The sequence below is a fragment of the Pseudoalteromonas sp. Of7M-16 genome (assembly GCF_022347805.1).
GTDB classification, from domain to species: Bacteria; Pseudomonadota; Gammaproteobacteria; order Enterobacterales; family Alteromonadaceae; genus Pseudoalteromonas; species Pseudoalteromonas luteoviolacea_F.
The window spans coordinates 93,432-109,719 of the sequence record NZ_JAKRFY010000020.1; the positions used below are offsets into that span (position 1 = coordinate 93,432).

The 16,288-nt window shown below is 39.3% G+C and carries 15 protein-coding genes; 8 read left to right on the plus strand and 7 right to left on the minus strand.

Going from position 1 to position 16,288, the window contains the following annotated elements; all coding sequences use genetic code 11:
* Positions 1-32: 32 nt before the first annotated feature.
* On the minus strand, positions 33-1,007 hold the full coding sequence (locus MHN81_RS19310; RefSeq protein ID WP_023397520.1) for a DUF1852 domain-containing protein: 975 nt from the start codon (positions 1,005-1,007) through the stop codon (positions 33-35).
* A gap of 341 nt (positions 1,008-1,348) precedes the next feature.
* On the opposite strand from MHN81_RS19310, the gene MHN81_RS19315 reads away from it, so the two are divergent.
* The 3 genes from MHN81_RS19315 (at position 1,349) to MHN81_RS19325 (ending at position 3,415) form a co-directional block, all read left to right on the plus strand.
* Positions 1,349-1,486: a hypothetical protein gene (locus MHN81_RS19315; protein WP_196764410.1), complete on the plus strand. Its 138-nt coding sequence runs from the start codon at positions 1,349-1,351 to the stop codon at positions 1,484-1,486.
* Positions 1,487-2,000: 514 nt separating this feature from the next.
* Positions 2,001-2,798 carry a dermatopontin-like protein gene (locus tag MHN81_RS19320; RefSeq protein ID WP_023397519.1) on the plus strand — a complete coding sequence of 266 codons (798 nt, stop codon included), beginning with the start codon at positions 2,001-2,003 and terminating at the stop codon, positions 2,796-2,798.
* A gap of 410 nt (positions 2,799-3,208) precedes the next feature.
* The gene (locus MHN81_RS19325) at positions 3,209-3,415 is read left to right on the plus strand and encodes a hypothetical protein (RefSeq protein WP_239426456.1); all 207 of its coding nucleotides are present in this window, start codon (positions 3,209-3,211) and stop codon (positions 3,413-3,415) included.
* A 120-nt stretch (positions 3,416-3,535) separates the two neighbouring features.
* On the opposite strand, the gene MHN81_RS19330 is transcribed toward MHN81_RS19325, so the two are convergent.
* Positions 3,536-4,282, minus strand: coding sequence for a transporter substrate-binding domain-containing protein (locus MHN81_RS19330; protein ID WP_239426457.1), 747 nt, complete (start codon positions 4,280-4,282; stop codon positions 3,536-3,538).
* A 16-nt stretch (positions 4,283-4,298) separates the two neighbouring features.
* The gene (locus MHN81_RS19335; protein ID WP_239426458.1) at positions 4,299-5,258 is read right to left on the minus strand and encodes an ABC transporter substrate-binding protein; all 960 of its coding nucleotides are present in this window, start codon (positions 5,256-5,258) and stop codon (positions 4,299-4,301) included.
* Between the two features lie 300 nt (positions 5,259-5,558).
* Between MHN81_RS19335 and MHN81_RS19340 the strand changes: the two genes are divergently transcribed.
* A complete protein-coding gene (locus tag MHN81_RS19340; protein WP_023397515.1) occupies positions 5,559-5,744 on the plus strand; it encodes a hypothetical protein in 186 nt (61 codons plus the stop codon).
* Between the two features lie 100 nt (positions 5,745-5,844).
* Here the strand turns inward: MHN81_RS19340 and MHN81_RS19345 are convergent, their stop codons facing one another.
* The gene (locus MHN81_RS19345) at positions 5,845-6,153 is read right to left on the minus strand and encodes a hypothetical protein (protein ID WP_023397514.1); all 309 of its coding nucleotides are present in this window, start codon (positions 6,151-6,153) and stop codon (positions 5,845-5,847) included.
* A 535-nt stretch (positions 6,154-6,688) separates the two neighbouring features.
* On the opposite strand from MHN81_RS19345, the gene MHN81_RS19350 reads away from it, so the two are divergent.
* The 4 genes from MHN81_RS19350 to MHN81_RS19365 all read left to right on the plus strand — a co-directional run bounded on the left by MHN81_RS19350 (position 6,689) and on the right by MHN81_RS19365 (position 11,541).
* Entirely contained in the window at positions 6,689-8,050 is a 1,362-nt protein-coding gene (locus MHN81_RS19350) for a hypothetical protein (RefSeq protein ID WP_239426459.1), read from the plus strand.
* Positions 8,051-8,349: 299 nt separating this feature from the next.
* On the plus strand, positions 8,350-8,955 hold the full coding sequence (locus MHN81_RS19355; RefSeq protein ID WP_023397511.1) for a hypothetical protein: 606 nt from the start codon (positions 8,350-8,352) through the stop codon (positions 8,953-8,955).
* Positions 8,955-11,108 carry an EAL domain-containing protein gene (locus MHN81_RS19360; protein ID WP_239426460.1) on the plus strand — a complete coding sequence of 718 codons (2,154 nt, stop codon included), beginning with the start codon at positions 8,955-8,957 and terminating at the stop codon, positions 11,106-11,108. The genes MHN81_RS19355 and MHN81_RS19360 overlap by 1 nt, the downstream gene beginning before the upstream one ends.
* Before the next feature lie 85 nt (positions 11,109-11,193).
* Positions 11,194-11,541 (plus strand): response regulator, encoded by a 348-nt coding sequence (locus tag MHN81_RS19365; protein ID WP_023397509.1) that lies wholly within the window; start codon positions 11,194-11,196, stop codon positions 11,539-11,541.
* 164 nt (positions 11,542-11,705) lie between these two features.
* Here the strand turns inward: MHN81_RS19365 and MHN81_RS19370 are convergent, their stop codons facing one another.
* From MHN81_RS19370 to MHN81_RS19380, 3 genes are all read right to left on the minus strand, one after another.
* A complete protein-coding gene (locus MHN81_RS19370; protein ID WP_052027329.1) occupies positions 11,706-12,536 on the minus strand; it encodes a GGDEF domain-containing protein in 831 nt (276 codons plus the stop codon).
* Between the two features lie 889 nt (positions 12,537-13,425).
* Positions 13,426-15,576 (minus strand): PQQ-dependent sugar dehydrogenase, encoded by a 2,151-nt coding sequence (locus MHN81_RS19375; RefSeq protein ID WP_239426461.1) that lies wholly within the window; start codon positions 15,574-15,576, stop codon positions 13,426-13,428.
* A gap of 253 nt (positions 15,577-15,829) precedes the next feature.
* Positions 15,830-16,276 (minus strand): hypothetical protein, encoded by a 447-nt coding sequence (locus MHN81_RS19380; protein WP_239426462.1) that lies wholly within the window; start codon positions 16,274-16,276, stop codon positions 15,830-15,832.
* Between the last annotated feature and the right edge of the window lie 12 nt (positions 16,277-16,288).

Here is a 16,288-nt window from a genome sequence, read left to right on the forward strand (position 1 = left end):
CTTTCTATCTGTTTTTATTGGTTTTTTAGACATTAAGCGTAATTCGCCGACCACTGCTGCAAAATATTTTGATAGGGTTTGATAAAGTTCTCTTCGGTAAACTTGCCTTGATCAATTGCTAAACGGCTACGCTCTTCGCGGTCATAGACAATTTGTGTCAGCGAATGGTCTTTATTCTTTAAATTTGGCTTGTAACGTGCTCCTGCTACTGCATTAGCATTATAAATTTCTGGACGATAAATTCTTTGGAACGTCCCCATGGTGCTAATTGTGCTGATCAGCTCTAGGTTTGAGTAGTCATTTAGCAAATCACCAAAAAAGTAAAATGCAAACGGTGCAACACTATTTGGTGGCATAAAGTAACGTACCTGCAAGCCCATTTTCTTGAAATATTGCTCGGTTAATGAAGACTCATTCGGTTGATACTCATAACCTAATACTGGATGTTGGTTTTCAGTTCTGTGGTACGTTTTGTTATCCGAAACACTCAGGCAAATAACCGGTAGTTTACTAAAATTGCGCTTGTATGTGTCTGAGTTTAAAAAATACTTAAACAGTTTTCCGTGCAACTCGCCAAAATTTTCCGGAACACTGAATTGCGGTTTGTCCTTGTTATGGTCCAACAGTAGTACACTGAAATCGTAGTCTCTTACGTAAGAAGAAAAGTTATTTCCAACAATACCTTCGGTGCGCTCGCCTGTTTTATTATCAATAATGTAGGTTTTTAGTACTTCAATTGACGGAAATGTTTCACCACTACCATCAATATCCATATCTACTGAGATAATTTCTAGTTCAACTGAGTAACGATCACCCTGCGGATTATCCCAATGCGCAAGCGCGTTAAAACTGTTATCAATCATTTGCAACGCGTTGCGCAAGTTAGATTGGCGACTTTCGCCTCTTGCTAAATTTGCAAAGTTCGTCGTAATACGCGTGTTATTTGACGGGTGATAGTTCTCGTCTAGGCGAAGGTTCTTGATAGTAAATGTAAAATCTTTTTTCATGATCTGGTATCCAAATGTTTTAGGTAAACCCTAAATGTAATTCCTGCTCTACTTAGGTTTGTTTCCCTAATTCAAGACCTTATTAACCTCTTCGAGCAATTATTACTAACTAGCCTAAAATTATTTTAGCAATCTAGACGTCTATAGCTTTCGATGAACTATTTATACTTGGATAGCTAAGTAAATAAAAATGTTATTATTTCAAATTGAACGTGAATAAAATTCATAACAGTAAAAATGGTAATGCTCCTTGGGAGCTAGCACCGTGGAGCATGACAAGTGTTTCACTGGGCGCATTGATCACTGGCTTCTTAGCCACTCTACTCCCGTAAGAAATTGGAATGGGAATTCGATTCGATGTCAGTGCCCCTCAATTGCGGTTAAAATGTGATACAGCGGCACGAAAAAAACGACTTAGAAGAAAAGCAAATGCCAATAAAGGCTTATTGACAACTCTTGCAGCATTCACTGGCGGGTAGTCTGCAATTGATAGGCATTGTATGCATATCTTGGTTTACCGCCTCCTTAGGCGCTAAGAGCTGCCTTTTCTAAAGATGCTACCAAACAGTACAAAGTCTAAAATGCACAAGCACCCTCAAAAAATTTTAAAAATTTTTATCTCATGAATTGCACTAGTATCGTGTTTATACATAGAACATTATTCGTAGAAAAGTTTTATAACGATAAAAATATAGCTGTTCCTAAATCGTAACTTAGCCAAATATGGTTGCTCGTTCTGAGCAAAACATCACTATTTTGGGGAATTTTTTACCATACAGAACTAAATTACTACCTTAGTGAATCGAATTGCACTAAGCGCAACACCCTTAAAATTAATATAAATAACCGTCATTTAGCTGAAATATTCAACACCTATAAATAGGACTCCGAAATATAAAGCTGTATCGGAACCAAGTATATATAATCATAATCGGCTCTTTCACACTTAGTTCTAAGCCGAATTTGTTATTTAAATTTAAAAGGAATATTTAAATGAATACAAAGTTACTTTTCAGCGCTGCTATGGTATCAGCTTTAATCACTTCTTCTTTCGCATTTTCTGAAGAATTAAAAAGTGCTGGAGACATGGAATATAAGCTAGGTAATAAAGTATATAAAATCCCTTCTAGCCAATCAGATAATGTCGATAAAATACTCGAGTTAATTGACTCTAACAATGATGTCTCTGAATTCGGCGTAAACACATTCGAATTAGAAAGCGCACAAGTATCTAGTTCATCATTCAACATTCAGTCTGGAAATTTGGTTGTTTTTAGTGGTTACAGCGCTACTGACGTCAACGCGTTTGACGCAACATTCAGATTTACTTGCCCGAGCAACATGTTTTTACAACGCGTATCTAGCTACCATGCAAATTGGGCTGAGGACCGCCGTTTTAGCTTTGAATGTGCAAAGTTTAAAACCGCTTCTGGTAGCAAAGTATACCGCGGCCGCGTAAGCTGGTCTGGCTATGCAAACGAATTTGATCATGCGGTAAATTACACTTGCCGCTATGGTGAGTTTTTAGTTGGTGTTTATGCTGAGCATGAAAACTGGGCTGAAGATCGCAGATTCAAATTTGCTTGCGCAGCAATGAACGAAGGTTCTGCATACGGCACGCAATTAGAGCCAGAACAATGTCTAGAAGATGGTCCTTCTTCACTCGACCGCCCGTGGGATTTAGGTTCTTCTCGTGGCGCTTTAATCGGTATGAAAAGCGAACATGTAAACTGGGCTGAAGACAGAAAAACGACTGTCACTTACTGTATGAGTGCAAACAGCGGCTGGTAATAAACGGTTATTCTTTATTTTTTTAAATGTTCAAGTCACGTCTAAATTTTTTTTATAAACAATAATACTAGGCGTGGCTTTTTGGTTTGCTATTTATTTTACTAAAAATGATAGGTTCGCTTACACTGCTTATATTTTATATAAAGATAAGTGTAACTTTAATGAAAAGGCACAGTGGCCTTACGGCTTAATTATTAGCTTACGAAGAGAGTTAAGTTATGACTGAAATGCCAAAAAATAACTCAAAGGGATGTTTCAAAGCGATTTAAAGACACCTCCTTGCCATACGCACTCAAAAAATAACAAACCCAATAAAATATTTAACAATTACATTTACAACACATTCGTTTTGTATGAGAATGCGTCGGAGTACTTTTCAAAGCGATTTAACACAATAACAAAGGTTCAAAATGAAAAAGGCAACGCTCATCGCATTAGTAACGCTTGTTGCAATGTCCGTATCATCTGCAATTGAAGCAAGAACAACAGCATATGTTTTGTGTTACAAGGCCGGTAAAGTCGCTTGGAGCGAAGAGCACTATAACCCGCACTCTGTTCAAACAGCCTATTATCGTTGTGTCGATGAAGGTGGATTACCTAAAATTGTCTATTTTTAAGATAAGAATACGTTTTTAACTTTTATTTTAATACAAGTCACCATGCCGCCTATTGGTCCAAAACCATTGTAGTTAAATAAGCCAACGATATACAATCAGGACAAATAATAACCCCTCAATTTACTGCTGCGCTAATAGAGCTTTTTCGGCTTCAATAAAACCTGTAAACAACTCCTGTCTCGCACGTTTAATTTCTGAACTTGCTAGTGCCTCTTTGATAGCTGACACATATTTCTGTTGTGTGTTAAGCGTGAGGGTTAAATATAAGCCTTTGCTTTCAAATCCCGCTTCATCAAACACAGTCAGACGTTCTAAAATCGACATATCGTAACCTAGATCTGCAAGCTTTCCCGATACAGCAAAAGTCGTTCCCACAAAGCGATTCACACGACCCTTAATTAATGCCTGTAACGCTTGTGTTGAATTGATAACTTGCAACACGTTATCTTCACGAAAATGAGAAATGACACTCTTCATCTTGTGAGAATTTCTTTCGATCGCGACGTTAATAACTCCGTTATTAGGCTCAGCTCTAGACCGAACTTTCCAAAAATATTGTTGCCCTGTATACACTGATGTTAGCCAGATAAAACGGTTGGCTCTTTGTGGAGTTTTTGACATCGACAAGATCATCACATTTTGCCTCTGAGCATCTTTATTCATGATCCTAGCCCAAGGTTTGGCCGTAAACTTAGCATTTAGGTTTGCCGCTTTTAAGAGTTTCTTAGCGAAAAAGTAAACGGGACCATATCCCGTACCACTCTCGTCAACCATTTGAAATGGAGGGTTGTGCTCAAATACAACTTCTAAAGCTGCAATATAATTTGAGTTAAATAGTAGTAAAGTACACACTAAAGCGTGCTTCATACTCAGCCTTAGTTGTTCATGTTTTTGATACGCAGGACGACTCGAGCCAATGGGCTATATCAAGGTTATACTTTTCCAGCCACTTTTTTGCAGCTTCTTGCTCTGAGTGCCCATCTACGATAACCAGTGCTGAAGCATCAGCTATCATGTTTTTTGAGAAGTTAAGCTTTCTTAGTAAATTGTATACACATGGGTAGGTACTTTGCAGACCTGTCCAGCCAGCTTTTCTCAACCAACCTTTTTGTGGATTTCCGCAATCATTGACTAAATTGCTATTTTGCCCCCAGCTTGCATCTACCTCGCAAGCTGGCGAGTATTTGGGAAATTGGACAAACTTCCCTGGCATATGAAGATCCGTCCAGTTTGGTGTCCAGTTTATTATCAACACAGGCTCTTTTTTCTCCCAAGCTTGCTCAAGTAACCGCCATAGCTCATTTTCATTGCTGAGTCGCTCAATGGTGAAATGTAATCCTAATGCGCGGATAAGATCCGCATCTTGATAGTCCCAATCTATCGTGTAAAAAACACCTTTAGAAGAACCTGATTGACTGGAAAAGAGCGTTGCACATCGATTTAACGCCTGCCAGTCAGGCAAGCCCGGACACAATTCCTCGACATATTTTGGATACCACCACTCTTCTCGAACCACCACATCGTGGACACCCAAATCTACTATATAGTTGTTTTCTATCATTCTATTGAATTGGCCAGACATCGACTGTTGCCAAATTTCTATTTGAAAGTGTACGAGCCCTTTTTTCATTGCCCCCCACTGATCACTGGCAGGCATATCATGGTAAATAACATTGTAACCATACTTTTGAATCATAGTGCCAACTGCGTATGACAATACTCGCTGGCTAGTCCAGTTATTCAGTGGAATTGAAATTTCATTTGATTTGTTATTAGCATGAGCACAACACAAAACAACATACACTAACAATAACCAATTTGTAAATTTGACAACAAAGCGCATATAAATCGATCTTCTCTATCAAACGACAAAAACTTATTAGTTTGCCTATGTGCTTCTCCCTCATGGCAGACAAACGAGTTCACTATTTCAAGTATAGATGTGATCACGACAATTAAGATCTGCAATACAATTATTTTGATTAAGTATCGATTTAGGCTTAGAGCAGTTTGATTCCCACAGCTTTCAAGTACTTTACAACTCACCAGTTACTAAACAGTGAAATAAAAGTTAAATTAAATCGTCATAGATTACTAATAGGATTCAGGGTGAAATTCACCAAAATGAGAACAAGGAGGCGATATGAAACTTCACTTTAACAAAAAGTCACTTAAACGCTTAGACAGTGCCAACAATACACTAAAACAAGGGCAGACTCCTCAGGTTGCGGGGGCTGGATACGTGTCGTACTATGCATGCTGGACAGAGCAAAAGCAGTATTGTATGACTTGGGATGCTGATTGCTACACACAGAATCGCTGCATTTAATAAACACCTTTAGGTCGAAGATAAATTGCAATCAAAAAGGTTGCCAGATACAAGGCAACCTTATATTGAAATAGCTTACAGTTGCGTGTCGCCCTTGTTATCAATCCAAAGAGGCAAAGTTCCGACTCCTTGCTTTACATATATCAACGACTATCTCCGGTGCAAAAGGCCAAGCAGTCTCGGGAACATAACCGTTGCTAAGTGCATAAGGTACGACTTCTGGCGTAATTGCACCATCAGCCACCAAAAGTGCCAAATATTCGGAAAAACTCAAAGTTGACTGAAACATACAAGGTTCAAACCATTTACTCCTACTAAGTTCAAAAAACTCATCAAATCCCATCGCAGCATTCGCATTTATAGATGACAAGGCAAGCAAACTAGATAATAAAATAATTGCAACTTTCATAATAACTCCTTTTGTTTTATTACGTATTAACAGGTATAAGCTATTTCCTGATAGCTCATTCAATAGTCAGCTTTATCTACTAAGGCAAGTTTAAAGACAATATCACTCGTAACAGGATCTTTATAAATGGCATTATCAACAATAATAAGAAATTATAATAACTTGTCACAACAGCCGACAAAGCGAACATTTTTTAACACTGACCTCACAAGCGATCAACAAAAACCAAATGAGAAATTATAATAGTTGCGATTTAAACCACAATATACTCTATAAAATTCGGCTTATAACGCCGAGATATTTGATAAAAAAGCAACTGATTATATCGAATGAAAACAGACCATAAATAATGCTTTATTCTACCAATAAACCTATCTCTAAAATAAAGTCCACAACTTGACAAAGAGCTTCAACCCTCTTACTTTGTTACCATATTAGATACGACAAATGTACTACGCCAGAGAATGGACATGGCTTCTTCTTTAGTACTCGCAGTCAATCGCGTGTTTAACCTGCCACAAAGAGAGCGGATAATATGGATATTTCAGGTTCTAAATTGAATGCAAATGTGACACTACCTCCAAAAGCCTATGTGCAAAAGCACACAAACACACATCAATCAGTTTCTCATAACAACATTTCAATATCATCGCTAGCATCAAAGCTAAGAGGCGCACAGCAAGCCATTGATAGAAAGCAACTAAACCAATTAACTCAGAGCTGGACCCAGCAAAACAACCCAACAACTAAACATATCAGCCAGAAAGCTGTTGGATCAGCAAAAAGAGAGTTTGAAAAGTTGTCTCAGCAACAACTGGAAATCATTGCGCTCGACCCAAGCGGCACTTTTTCCGATTCAGAGAAACTAGCGGCTTATCAAATGTGGCATATGCATGATCAGAATGTTCAAACAGAATTTAAGAGAGATGCCGTTAAAATGGACAGTGATATTGATGCAAAAGCACTGTTTAAACAGTCGCTAGATACCCATTACGAGGGGTTTTCTTCACTTGGAAAATTAATGGTTTCAAACCAATACAAAGAACAAGCACTATCACAGTTTGCATCTAACGTAACTCGTCTTGAGCGTGACACTACGGTAGGTTCTGTCCAGTCAAACAAGTATTATGCACTCATGGTGGAAGATTTATTTGGTGGACATGAACCTGATGTTAGCAGCAAAGTCGATGGCATGTCTTTATCTAATTTGAACACTCACCCTTATGAATTCTTAACCAAAGAAGATAGAAACTTATTGTCTGAGATGTATCAATATGGTGAGCAAAATAACGTAGATTTTAAATTTATTCACCAATTTGCCAACGATCTGGGCAATTATAGAAAACACAATGATGGTAAACTACTGAGCAATTTTAACCAGGGTCATTTCGATGAGCATGGCCACCAGCTGACCGTCCAGTTTACACAGAAAGATCAGGCAACAATCACTGACTTACTTGCAAGTGACGCACTCTCTGCTTCATCAATTGATAAAGGGTTTATTTCATTTATCACAGAGCCCGGTACAAGTGCTTTATCCCATCAAGGCAGTTTTCAGTTTTTACAACATATGGTAGAAGTAACCGCAGAAACTGATCCAAGTATACCTGCAAGTGAATTCAGCAAATTTCACAGTCCTGCTAATGTAAGTGAACGCTATATCATGACGAAATCCGACACTGTCGTTAACAAACCTGAGCCAGATGTAGTTTGTAAAAATGGTCACTGTGAAGTGACAGATAAAGGCCGTGAGAATGGCGTTACTTTAGAGCAAAGCAGTCCAGATTTTGAATTTAGCGCAGCTCTAAACTCCACTTCAATTGATGCCCTGATACAGCAAAGAATGAACGCCAAAACCCAACAAAACGCTTGGTATAAGTGGTTAGCAAATAAATAGAAAATAGATGTGGTTTTTTGATAATTTTACATTGTCGCTTTTTGACTCAATAGTACTAGTACACCTCAGAGTATGAACACTAGCAACCTTTGAGTTTATTTAATAGGAGCTTCAATTAGCTAACAACCACCAAGCTAAACTTGACCATATAATTGTATGACAATTTCAGGTTATTTAAATTAAATTACCAACCTGATTGTTATCTAGTAGACTGGTATTAGTACAAATGTTTGCTAGGCTTGCTATATAAGGTTACCTCATTGGCATATCAAAGATATCCACGCATAGCAGGTATTTGGATGCAGCTTTCAGAATTACAAATAGACTACATAAAAGAACTTTTCAACGTCGGTTTAGGTGAGGCAATTGTTGAGCTTAACGACATGATTAATGAAGAAATTTTAATGTCAGTCCCAAGCTTTGACTTGTTTGAAAAAAATGCGATTTTTGACAAACTTCAAATTGAGTCAGGTCGTAATATCACAGCAGTCGTGTTGCCAATAAAAGGGGAGATGGAATGTAATGGCATATTGCTGTTCCCCGCCCAGCATAGTCTTAATTTGGTTCGAAAAGTTCTCAAGGAAACCAGTGGTGCAGATACCCTGACAGCTTTGGAGGTCGAATCTCTTACAGAAATATCTAGTATCATTTTAGATGCTATCATCACCTCAATCAGCGATATGATGCATGTATCAATCAGCACGGCAATGCCAACTGCCTACTCAGGCACATTTCAAGATCTCGTCGACAAGTATTATGCCGGTGATACTGTGATGTCTGTTGGTATGCACTTTGAAATTAAAGATAGTCAGGTTAGAGGGGATATTTTATTTGTACAAGACATCCGAGTTATCGAAGAGTTTTTAGAAAAGACTAACCAAATGCTGTCTGAACTGGGACTTTAATGGCGCAAGGTAACACCCCACCGGGGTATTTAATTGAGGCAATTAACCGCACTGACGTTGGCATGATTGTAATTAATTGTCGCAGCGAGATTGTCTTTATTAATGATTGGATAAAGGCGCATTGTATTGTCGAAGGCAACATCGATAGTAAGCCTATCACCGAAGTCTTTCCCGAACTTCCCTCGCGTTTGAACAGAGCTATGGAAAAAGCACTCAACCTCAGGCGCGCTGCCATATTATCGAATAAATTGAATCCTGCACCATTCCCTTTTTACCGAGACAAGCAATCAACAAAAGAGCGAACTTTAATTTCTCAAGTAGTTAAGGTTAAACCTATCAATGTTGATGGACAATTTTGCCTGATTGAAATCATAGATATATCGGAAAGCGTAAATCGGGAAACCGCCCTACATCAACTCGCCAGCGAGGCCAACCTCAAGGCCGATCAGATAGAAGCACAAGAGAAACGAATTAGAGGCATATTTGAAAGTGTCAAAGACGCAATTATCATTGTCGATGCTGGCGGTTTAATCCAAATGTTTAATCACACTGCAAATGAATTGTTAAATAGCGCTACAGGCACACTCAGTAACATAAATTTGCATCAGTTTCTCAAGGAGAAAAACCAACCATTGTCTGAGGCAAACGGAGGGGCAAACCAAATGGCTGCCATGCTGCCTCTTTGGGCAAAATATGCCGACTCAATAGAACTGGAGGTTACACCACATGGCAAAGACAGTAGCTTCTCTGCAGAGCTTTCAGTTAATACCGTTGAGCTGTCGGAACAACGACACTTTGTAGTTGTGTTACGAGATATCACGGAACGCAAACAGTATGAGCAACAACTCGAAACCATGGCTAAATTTGATGAATTAACCAGCCTGCCTAATCGCACACTGCTAATGGATAGAATTCAGTCTGCCATTGGTCGGGCACGGCGGTTTGATAATAATGTAGCGATCATATTTTTAGACCTAGACCGTTTCAAAATAATCAACGATACATTAGGTCATGACACTGGGGACAAATTATTGCAACTTGTCGCTACTCGCCTCAGTAAAGGGATCAGAGAATTAGATACTGTTGCTAGGCTGGGTGGAGATGAATTTGTCATCTTATTAGAAAACTTGGAACATAAAGAGCATGCAGCGCATGTTGCCGAAAAAATCGTGTCCGTTTTTGAATCAGCTTTTGACATTGACGGCCATCAACTTTTTGTAACGGGCAGTCTAGGTATTGCCACTTACCCAGAAAATGGCGAAACAGCATATGACTTGATCAAATGTGCTGATACCGCAATGTATGCTGTAAAAGATTCATCTCGCAATAATTACATGTTCTTTTCAGAAAAAATGAATGAGAATGCCAAGAAACGTTTGGAGCTTGAAGCTGAATTAAGGGTCGCACTTAAGGAACAACAGTTTTCCATCGTATTGCAACCGCAATTATCACCAGATAACAAGATATTGCACGGAGCAGAGGTACTCGTGCGATGGTACCATCCTACCAAAGGCTTTATTTCACCCGTGGACTTTATCCCAATCGCTGAAGACAGTGGTTTTATTGAACAAATATTCGATACCGTGCTCACACAAGCATGTCAATTTTTAGCAGAGTATAAGCAAATACTTCCACCACACTTTCGAATGGGTGTGAATATTTCACCCAGGCAATTTTCAAGCGAGACTTTCACCCAACGCTTTATGACCGTGCTTGAGCGCTATCAATTAGAAACACGCTACTTCGAACTTGAATTAACCGAAGGCATGTTAATGAAACAAACCGATAAAACCATTGCACTATTGCGCAGCTTGGTTGAAAAAGGCTTTGTCATTTCGATTGATGATTTTGGTACGGGTTATTCTTCCTTAGCATACCTGACTCGCTTTCCCTTACATACACTAAAGATAGACAGAAGTTTTATTGTTGATTTACCGGATGATGAAGAAGCCGCTTTGGTATGCAAAAGCATTATTGGTCTTGCCAAAAACCTCGGACTTATATTGATTGCAGAAGGCGTAGAAACACAGCAACAAAATGATTTCTTAGCTGCTGAAAACTGTGACGTAATACAAGGCTACTACTTTGCCAAGCCTATGCCAGTCGACGAGTTTGTGAATTGGTTAGACACGCTAAATGGAGAAGAAGATTAAAAACACTGCAAACTTAAACCGTTTTCCTAACGAAAGCCGGGATTTATCCTAAACTAAATAATATAAATAAAACGGGAGAGCCTAAATGAAAGCACTGGTTGTCGACGATAGCTTAGTAGCCCGAGCACAAATAAAAAAAGTCTTGAAAGAAGAGTACCCTGATATAGTAATTGATGAAGCTAAGTGTGCTGCGGATGCAATTACTCTGCTAACCGAAACTGATTACGACATTTTCACCATTGACTTTAATATGCCCGGTGGCACCGGCGATGAAGTCATTGTAAAGGCAAAAGAAAAATGCCCTGATGCAAAAATTGCCTTACTTACTGCGAATAAACAGCTGCCTATGAAAGATAAGTGCCAAGAATGGGGTGTAAAGTTACTTGAAAAGCCACACTTTAAAAATGCTTTGCTCGACTTTCTACTACACTGACAACACCAAAACCAAAAAATACAGTGATATCATTTGAACGATCTTTATCTCTTAAATGAAGTTGCAAACTATCTTCAGATAAATACAAGTAGAAAGAGATCGTTCCAATCAAGTTAAAACATCAGTTTCTCAAACCCAATTTAGTGATCACCTTAGTAAATACGCTAGTAAACAGACACACAATTTCTTCCCTTGTCTTTTGAGTCATATAAAGCTGAGTCAGCTTGGTCAAATAAATCCGTTAGATTTTGACCTGGGTTAGTCAACTGAGTGACTCCAAAGCTTGCAGTACAATTGATACAAACACTTCCGTAGCAAATGGGTTCTGCTTCTATCTTTTCACGTATAGAATTCAACTTATCGATAGCTGATGACAGATCCGTACCTTGTAAAATCAGTGCAAATTCCTCGCCTCCATATCGGCCAATGATATCGCTTTCTCGTGTGTTTTCAGCTAATAACTTTGCGACTACTTGAAGTGCAGCATCTCCATGACTGTGCCCATAGTTGTCATTTACCTTTTTGAAATGATCGATATCCATTAATGCGACACAAAATGGTAATTTATGCCGTTTTACGGCACAAAGTGCCCTATCTCCCTCAATGAAAAGCTTGGTTCGATTAGAGAGCCCTGTCAGTCCATCTGTCGTCGCCATTGTTTTGAGCTTTTTCTCGAATTTATAGCGGTCATTATCAAATGTAATGGCGATCAAGATTAACACCAGCATTGCAAGTAATTCGTACAGGATTTGCAATACACCTTTATGGGTGTCTTCTAGCGCAATTAGCTGTTGGATCGGCTGGTGGTACTCAATAAAAAAATAACAGCTACAACAAAGCACAGACAGCAATATTTTTGTGCTTCTTCGACTTCCTTCTAGTAACAACCACGGCATGGGTAACAAGGTTAAAAAGGTATTTTGAACACCGACTTCATTTCCAACAACCCCATAAGCCTGAATAAAAATAAAGCTGATAACGCTGAGAAATAACATTAATCCCGCGATGTAATGATTCCTATAATATTGCAATACAAGCGCTGAGCAGCAGGCTACCACTAAAAGCATGTTCATAAGTACTGCAGTTAAGGATTGATAGAAAAAAACAAAGAGACAGGCATCGAGTAAAACGATAGAACAAGATAAAAGTGCAAAAGTATTACACACACGTATTTTGTGTGCATTGTAGTCATCGCCATCACAACCAATGTTGATAACCCTCTTAAACACAGACTTAAGACGTTTATACATAAGGAAATTTACCAAAGCCGGACATGCTTAGTATAGGTGAATATGACCAGGTTGAGCATATTTGATAGCGGAAATTTAACTAACCCCCTTAAAAATAGGCAATTTCAGGGCCTTGCTTAATACACAACAATCTCTAAAATACCGTGCAATAGTTTGTTGAACAATGCATTTTCAGTTATTTCGATACTAGCGATTTTGCTTGCCAGTTGCCCTTTCAACTCGTTTGATCAAAACTCATATTCTTTCAAAGTAAATATTAAGGCGAGAGATAGCATAACGGTTAAAGGTGCCAATTTGGTATCAACCGGCATAACAGAAGGAACATTTAGTTTTAGCGCTCTCCTGGCCAATGCTTACAATTACAATCTCCACTCAAAGGAAGAGTCCGCAAATTTTGATGAAGTAAGCTTTGGGATGCAACATGTTGTTTGTCGACAACGCTCCCTCCCCTCTAGCTATATTCAAAAAAGGAAGTAGCTTGTCAATGTCCTGTATCCAAAGTTTCAGCGCATTTCACGGTAGCTACAAATTAATGCTTCAGATATTAAAGGGTGCTTAGCTTATAAAGCACCCTTTCAAAACTTGTCAAAAATCTATTCATTACAAAACCGACTATGTTCGACACTGGTTTTGCTCAATCATAGTCCCTATAACGCTTACTATATGAGTAAATTAAACAAACAAGTAGCAATAGTAAAAGTACTGACATGCTACCACCACCACCGCCCGAGTCACTGCCAGTAGTAGTGTTGCTATTGGTGCTACTGATATTGTTGACCGTTACACTGACTTCTCGACTTTGAGCTAAATGGCCATCTGAGACTTCAACCATAAACTCTAACAGTGCTTGTTGTTCGACATTAGGGGCTGTAAATGTGGCCGTTGCAGTGTTGCCATTGTTCAAAGTCACAGTGGCGCCTGATGTTTGAGTCCAAACATACAACAATGTATCACCATCAGGATCGCTTGAACCTGATGCACTTAGCGTAACCAACTCGCCTTCATTGACAGTTATATTGGACTCAGCGACCTCTGCCACTGGTGCATTGTTCGGTATCGCTTCGATTCGTAGCACTTTACCTGTTGACCCCTGTGGCGTACCTGTTTCATTAGTCAATACCAGCACATCACCACTGTTGAGCTTAACAAATCCAAGTAACTTTTCGCCGTCCATGCCCGCTTCGATTGGTATTTCAGCGATCAGATCTGACGTCGATGTATATAATAGTCTGCCTCTATCTAGATCTGGTGTTCGATAGTCTCCGAATAAAAATTTTCCTTTTAAAACTTCAATATTGCCTTCATATACAGCGCCACAGATCACCGCAACCCCTTCATCTCGATCGTATTGCCAATTTGGATCAACAAGCTCAGACGGCAAACTTGCAAGATTGGGATCATACACAAATCCACTGTCGCTGCCGTTATTGTCAAAAGCAAACGATCCTTCTTTTAAAGACCAGCCCAAATTTTCTCCGCCAGTCACTAAGGTGACTTCTTCAATTTTATTTTGGCCGACATCACACACATATACTTGATCATTATGCGCAACAATACGGTACGGATTTCTAACTCCTATGACCCATATTTCATCCAGTACATCATTACTATCAATGAACGGATTGTTCGCTGGAATACCGTATTTGCCATTTTCGGCGTTGTTGCCGAGGGGATCTATCCGTAATAACTTACCTAGTGGTGTTTGAGTGTCTTGACCATTTCCACCGTCACTGTGTCCATTCCCTTGATCATCCGCTGCGCCTCCATCGCCCAGCGAAATCAATAACATGTTTTCACCATCAAATATAAGAGTACCACCATTATGGTTACTTTGAGGCTGTGCAATACGCATTATCTCCGTCGCAGAATCACTATTTATATTGACACCCATATCCGGATCCAATGTCGCCTGCCAGCGATTGATCACTGTGTGATGGTCTACGCTACCAGAGAAAGAAAAATCAACGCTTCCCGCGGCGGGCTCTGACGTATAGGTATACAGTAGTCCATTGCTGTTAAAGTTTGGATGAAATGCGACTCCTAAAAATCCGCGCTCATCAAAATTAGGGTTAATCTCGACTAGTCTATCTGTTACGGTTAAAACTTGACTCAGCTGATTATTGCTAAGGTTTAAACCGTATAAAATACCCACTTGATCAACGATATATACGAAATTATCTTGTCCATTTATCGTCGCACCGGTCACAGGTGAAGTTAGGGTGCCCGATACCAATGGAATCAAATTTGCCTTCAACGCCCCCTCCTCAATCATAGCGGGAATGGGATCTGTGATGGGAGTAGGTTCGGTGCTTTGCTCTGCCATTGCCGTGTATTCAAAATCTTCCATGGCAGCTAAATCGCTCGCATTGTTGGTAAACTCAACTTTGGCTATACCATTGTCGCGGCGCAACGATACTTGGCTCCAATCGCTGCTGTTTGCCTCGACTCTTAATAGCTCATTGTCATCCGCATCTAACAGTCTAACAAACGCGTTACCCGTCGATTGCCCGCGAATGTAAAATAATAGTTCGACAGCTGGCGTACCAAACGATATCGTTGCCGTCGTATTACGGACCATAAATGCCCTACTACCACTTCGATATAATGAGGAAATCCCTGCGATCCTCACTTCGCCACCGCTAAAGGTAACTGTTTTGGGCTGAGTCCCCAAAGTAAAGGTTCCTGAGGTTTGGTCAGTTGGAAAGGTGGTTGAGACATCTGCAGCATATAGCTTGGGTACAAACAACACCCAGCAACAGAGCATGAATCGGATCAGACTATACATGACATGATACCTTTACTATGAGGTGTGATAAGTAGACCAAAATATAGTCAATTTAATTTCGATTTATAGAATAATTTTTGTCTTTTATTTTCTTGTTGAAACTCTCTTCTTTGGTTAGGAGAAATAGACCGGTTCGTCAGCACGTTAGATCTTCGGTCACTGCGTCAGCATGCCGCTAAACATTATGTTAAATATTGCCCATAAACATACTCATCTTTATTTCCTCTCCTTGCAGAAAAGCGATTATCAGTGATTATTTAGAGGAGGCTTTTAACTCGGCTTCAAGCTGCTTTCTATTTTTGTGAAGTTCTAAGCGCAACACATCTTCAATAGCACCTGAAAATAAACCAAAGTGTCCCTGTTCATCTGCTTTGAATGTGCCTTTAATTAGTACGTATTCGTCACTTAAACCCTCACCGCGCTTACTTGTAACATCTATCCAGATTGCATTTTTCGTAATCATTTGATCAAAATCCAACTTGCTGGCATAGACAGCATTTCCTTCATGTTCAATATTTAAGAATCCAACAAACTGCACATGTCTATTATGGTACTTAGCAGGATTAGATAATAAGGCGTAAATAGAAACAGAATCGAAGCTTTGGTTTAAAGTGGACACATCAAGCTCACTAGATTTTAACGGCTGGCTAATTAAAACGAGCAAAGAAATGAGTAAAAGCTTTATATGTTTTATATGCATAATGCATCCCTA

What these genes read in the sequence shown, in the direction of transcription:
- MHN81_RS19310 (WP_023397520.1), bottom strand. Translation starts at nt 1,007, where the DNA reads ATGAAAAAAGATTTTACATTTACTATCAAGAACCTTCGCCTAGACGAG.
- MHN81_RS19315 (WP_196764410.1), top strand. Translation starts at nt 1,349, where the DNA reads ATGGGAATTCGATTCGATGTCAGTGCCCCTCAATTGCGGTTAAAATGT.
- MHN81_RS19320 (WP_023397519.1), top strand. Translation starts at nt 2,001, where the DNA reads ATGAATACAAAGTTACTTTTCAGCGCTGCTATGGTATCAGCTTTAATC.
- MHN81_RS19325 (WP_239426456.1), top strand. Translation starts at nt 3,209, where the DNA reads ATGAAAAAGGCAACGCTCATCGCATTAGTAACGCTTGTTGCAATGTCC.
- MHN81_RS19330 (WP_239426457.1), bottom strand. Translation starts at nt 4,282, where the DNA reads ATGAAGCACGCTTTAGTGTGTACTTTACTACTATTTAACTCAAATTAT.
- MHN81_RS19335 (WP_239426458.1), bottom strand. Translation starts at nt 5,258, where the DNA reads ATGCGCTTTGTTGTCAAATTTACAAATTGGTTATTGTTAGTGTATGTT.
- MHN81_RS19340 (WP_023397515.1), top strand. Translation starts at nt 5,559, where the DNA reads ATGAAACTTCACTTTAACAAAAAGTCACTTAAACGCTTAGACAGTGCC.
- MHN81_RS19345 (WP_023397514.1), bottom strand. Translation starts at nt 6,153, where the DNA reads ATGAAAGTTGCAATTATTTTATTATCTAGTTTGCTTGCCTTGTCATCT.
- MHN81_RS19350 (WP_239426459.1), top strand. Translation starts at nt 6,689, where the DNA reads ATGGATATTTCAGGTTCTAAATTGAATGCAAATGTGACACTACCTCCA.
- MHN81_RS19355 (WP_023397511.1), top strand. Translation starts at nt 8,350, where the DNA reads ATGCAGCTTTCAGAATTACAAATAGACTACATAAAAGAACTTTTCAAC.
- MHN81_RS19360 (WP_239426460.1), top strand. Translation starts at nt 8,955, where the DNA reads ATGGCGCAAGGTAACACCCCACCGGGGTATTTAATTGAGGCAATTAAC.
- MHN81_RS19365 (WP_023397509.1), top strand. Translation starts at nt 11,194, where the DNA reads ATGAAAGCACTGGTTGTCGACGATAGCTTAGTAGCCCGAGCACAAATA.
- MHN81_RS19370 (WP_052027329.1), bottom strand. Translation starts at nt 12,536, where the DNA reads ATGTTATTTCTCAGCGTTATCAGCTTTATTTTTATTCAGGCTTATGGG.
- MHN81_RS19375 (WP_239426461.1), bottom strand. Translation starts at nt 15,576, where the DNA reads ATGTATAGTCTGATCCGATTCATGCTCTGTTGCTGGGTGTTGTTTGTA.
- MHN81_RS19380 (WP_239426462.1), bottom strand. Translation starts at nt 16,276, where the DNA reads ATGCATATAAAACATATAAAGCTTTTACTCATTTCTTTGCTCGTTTTA.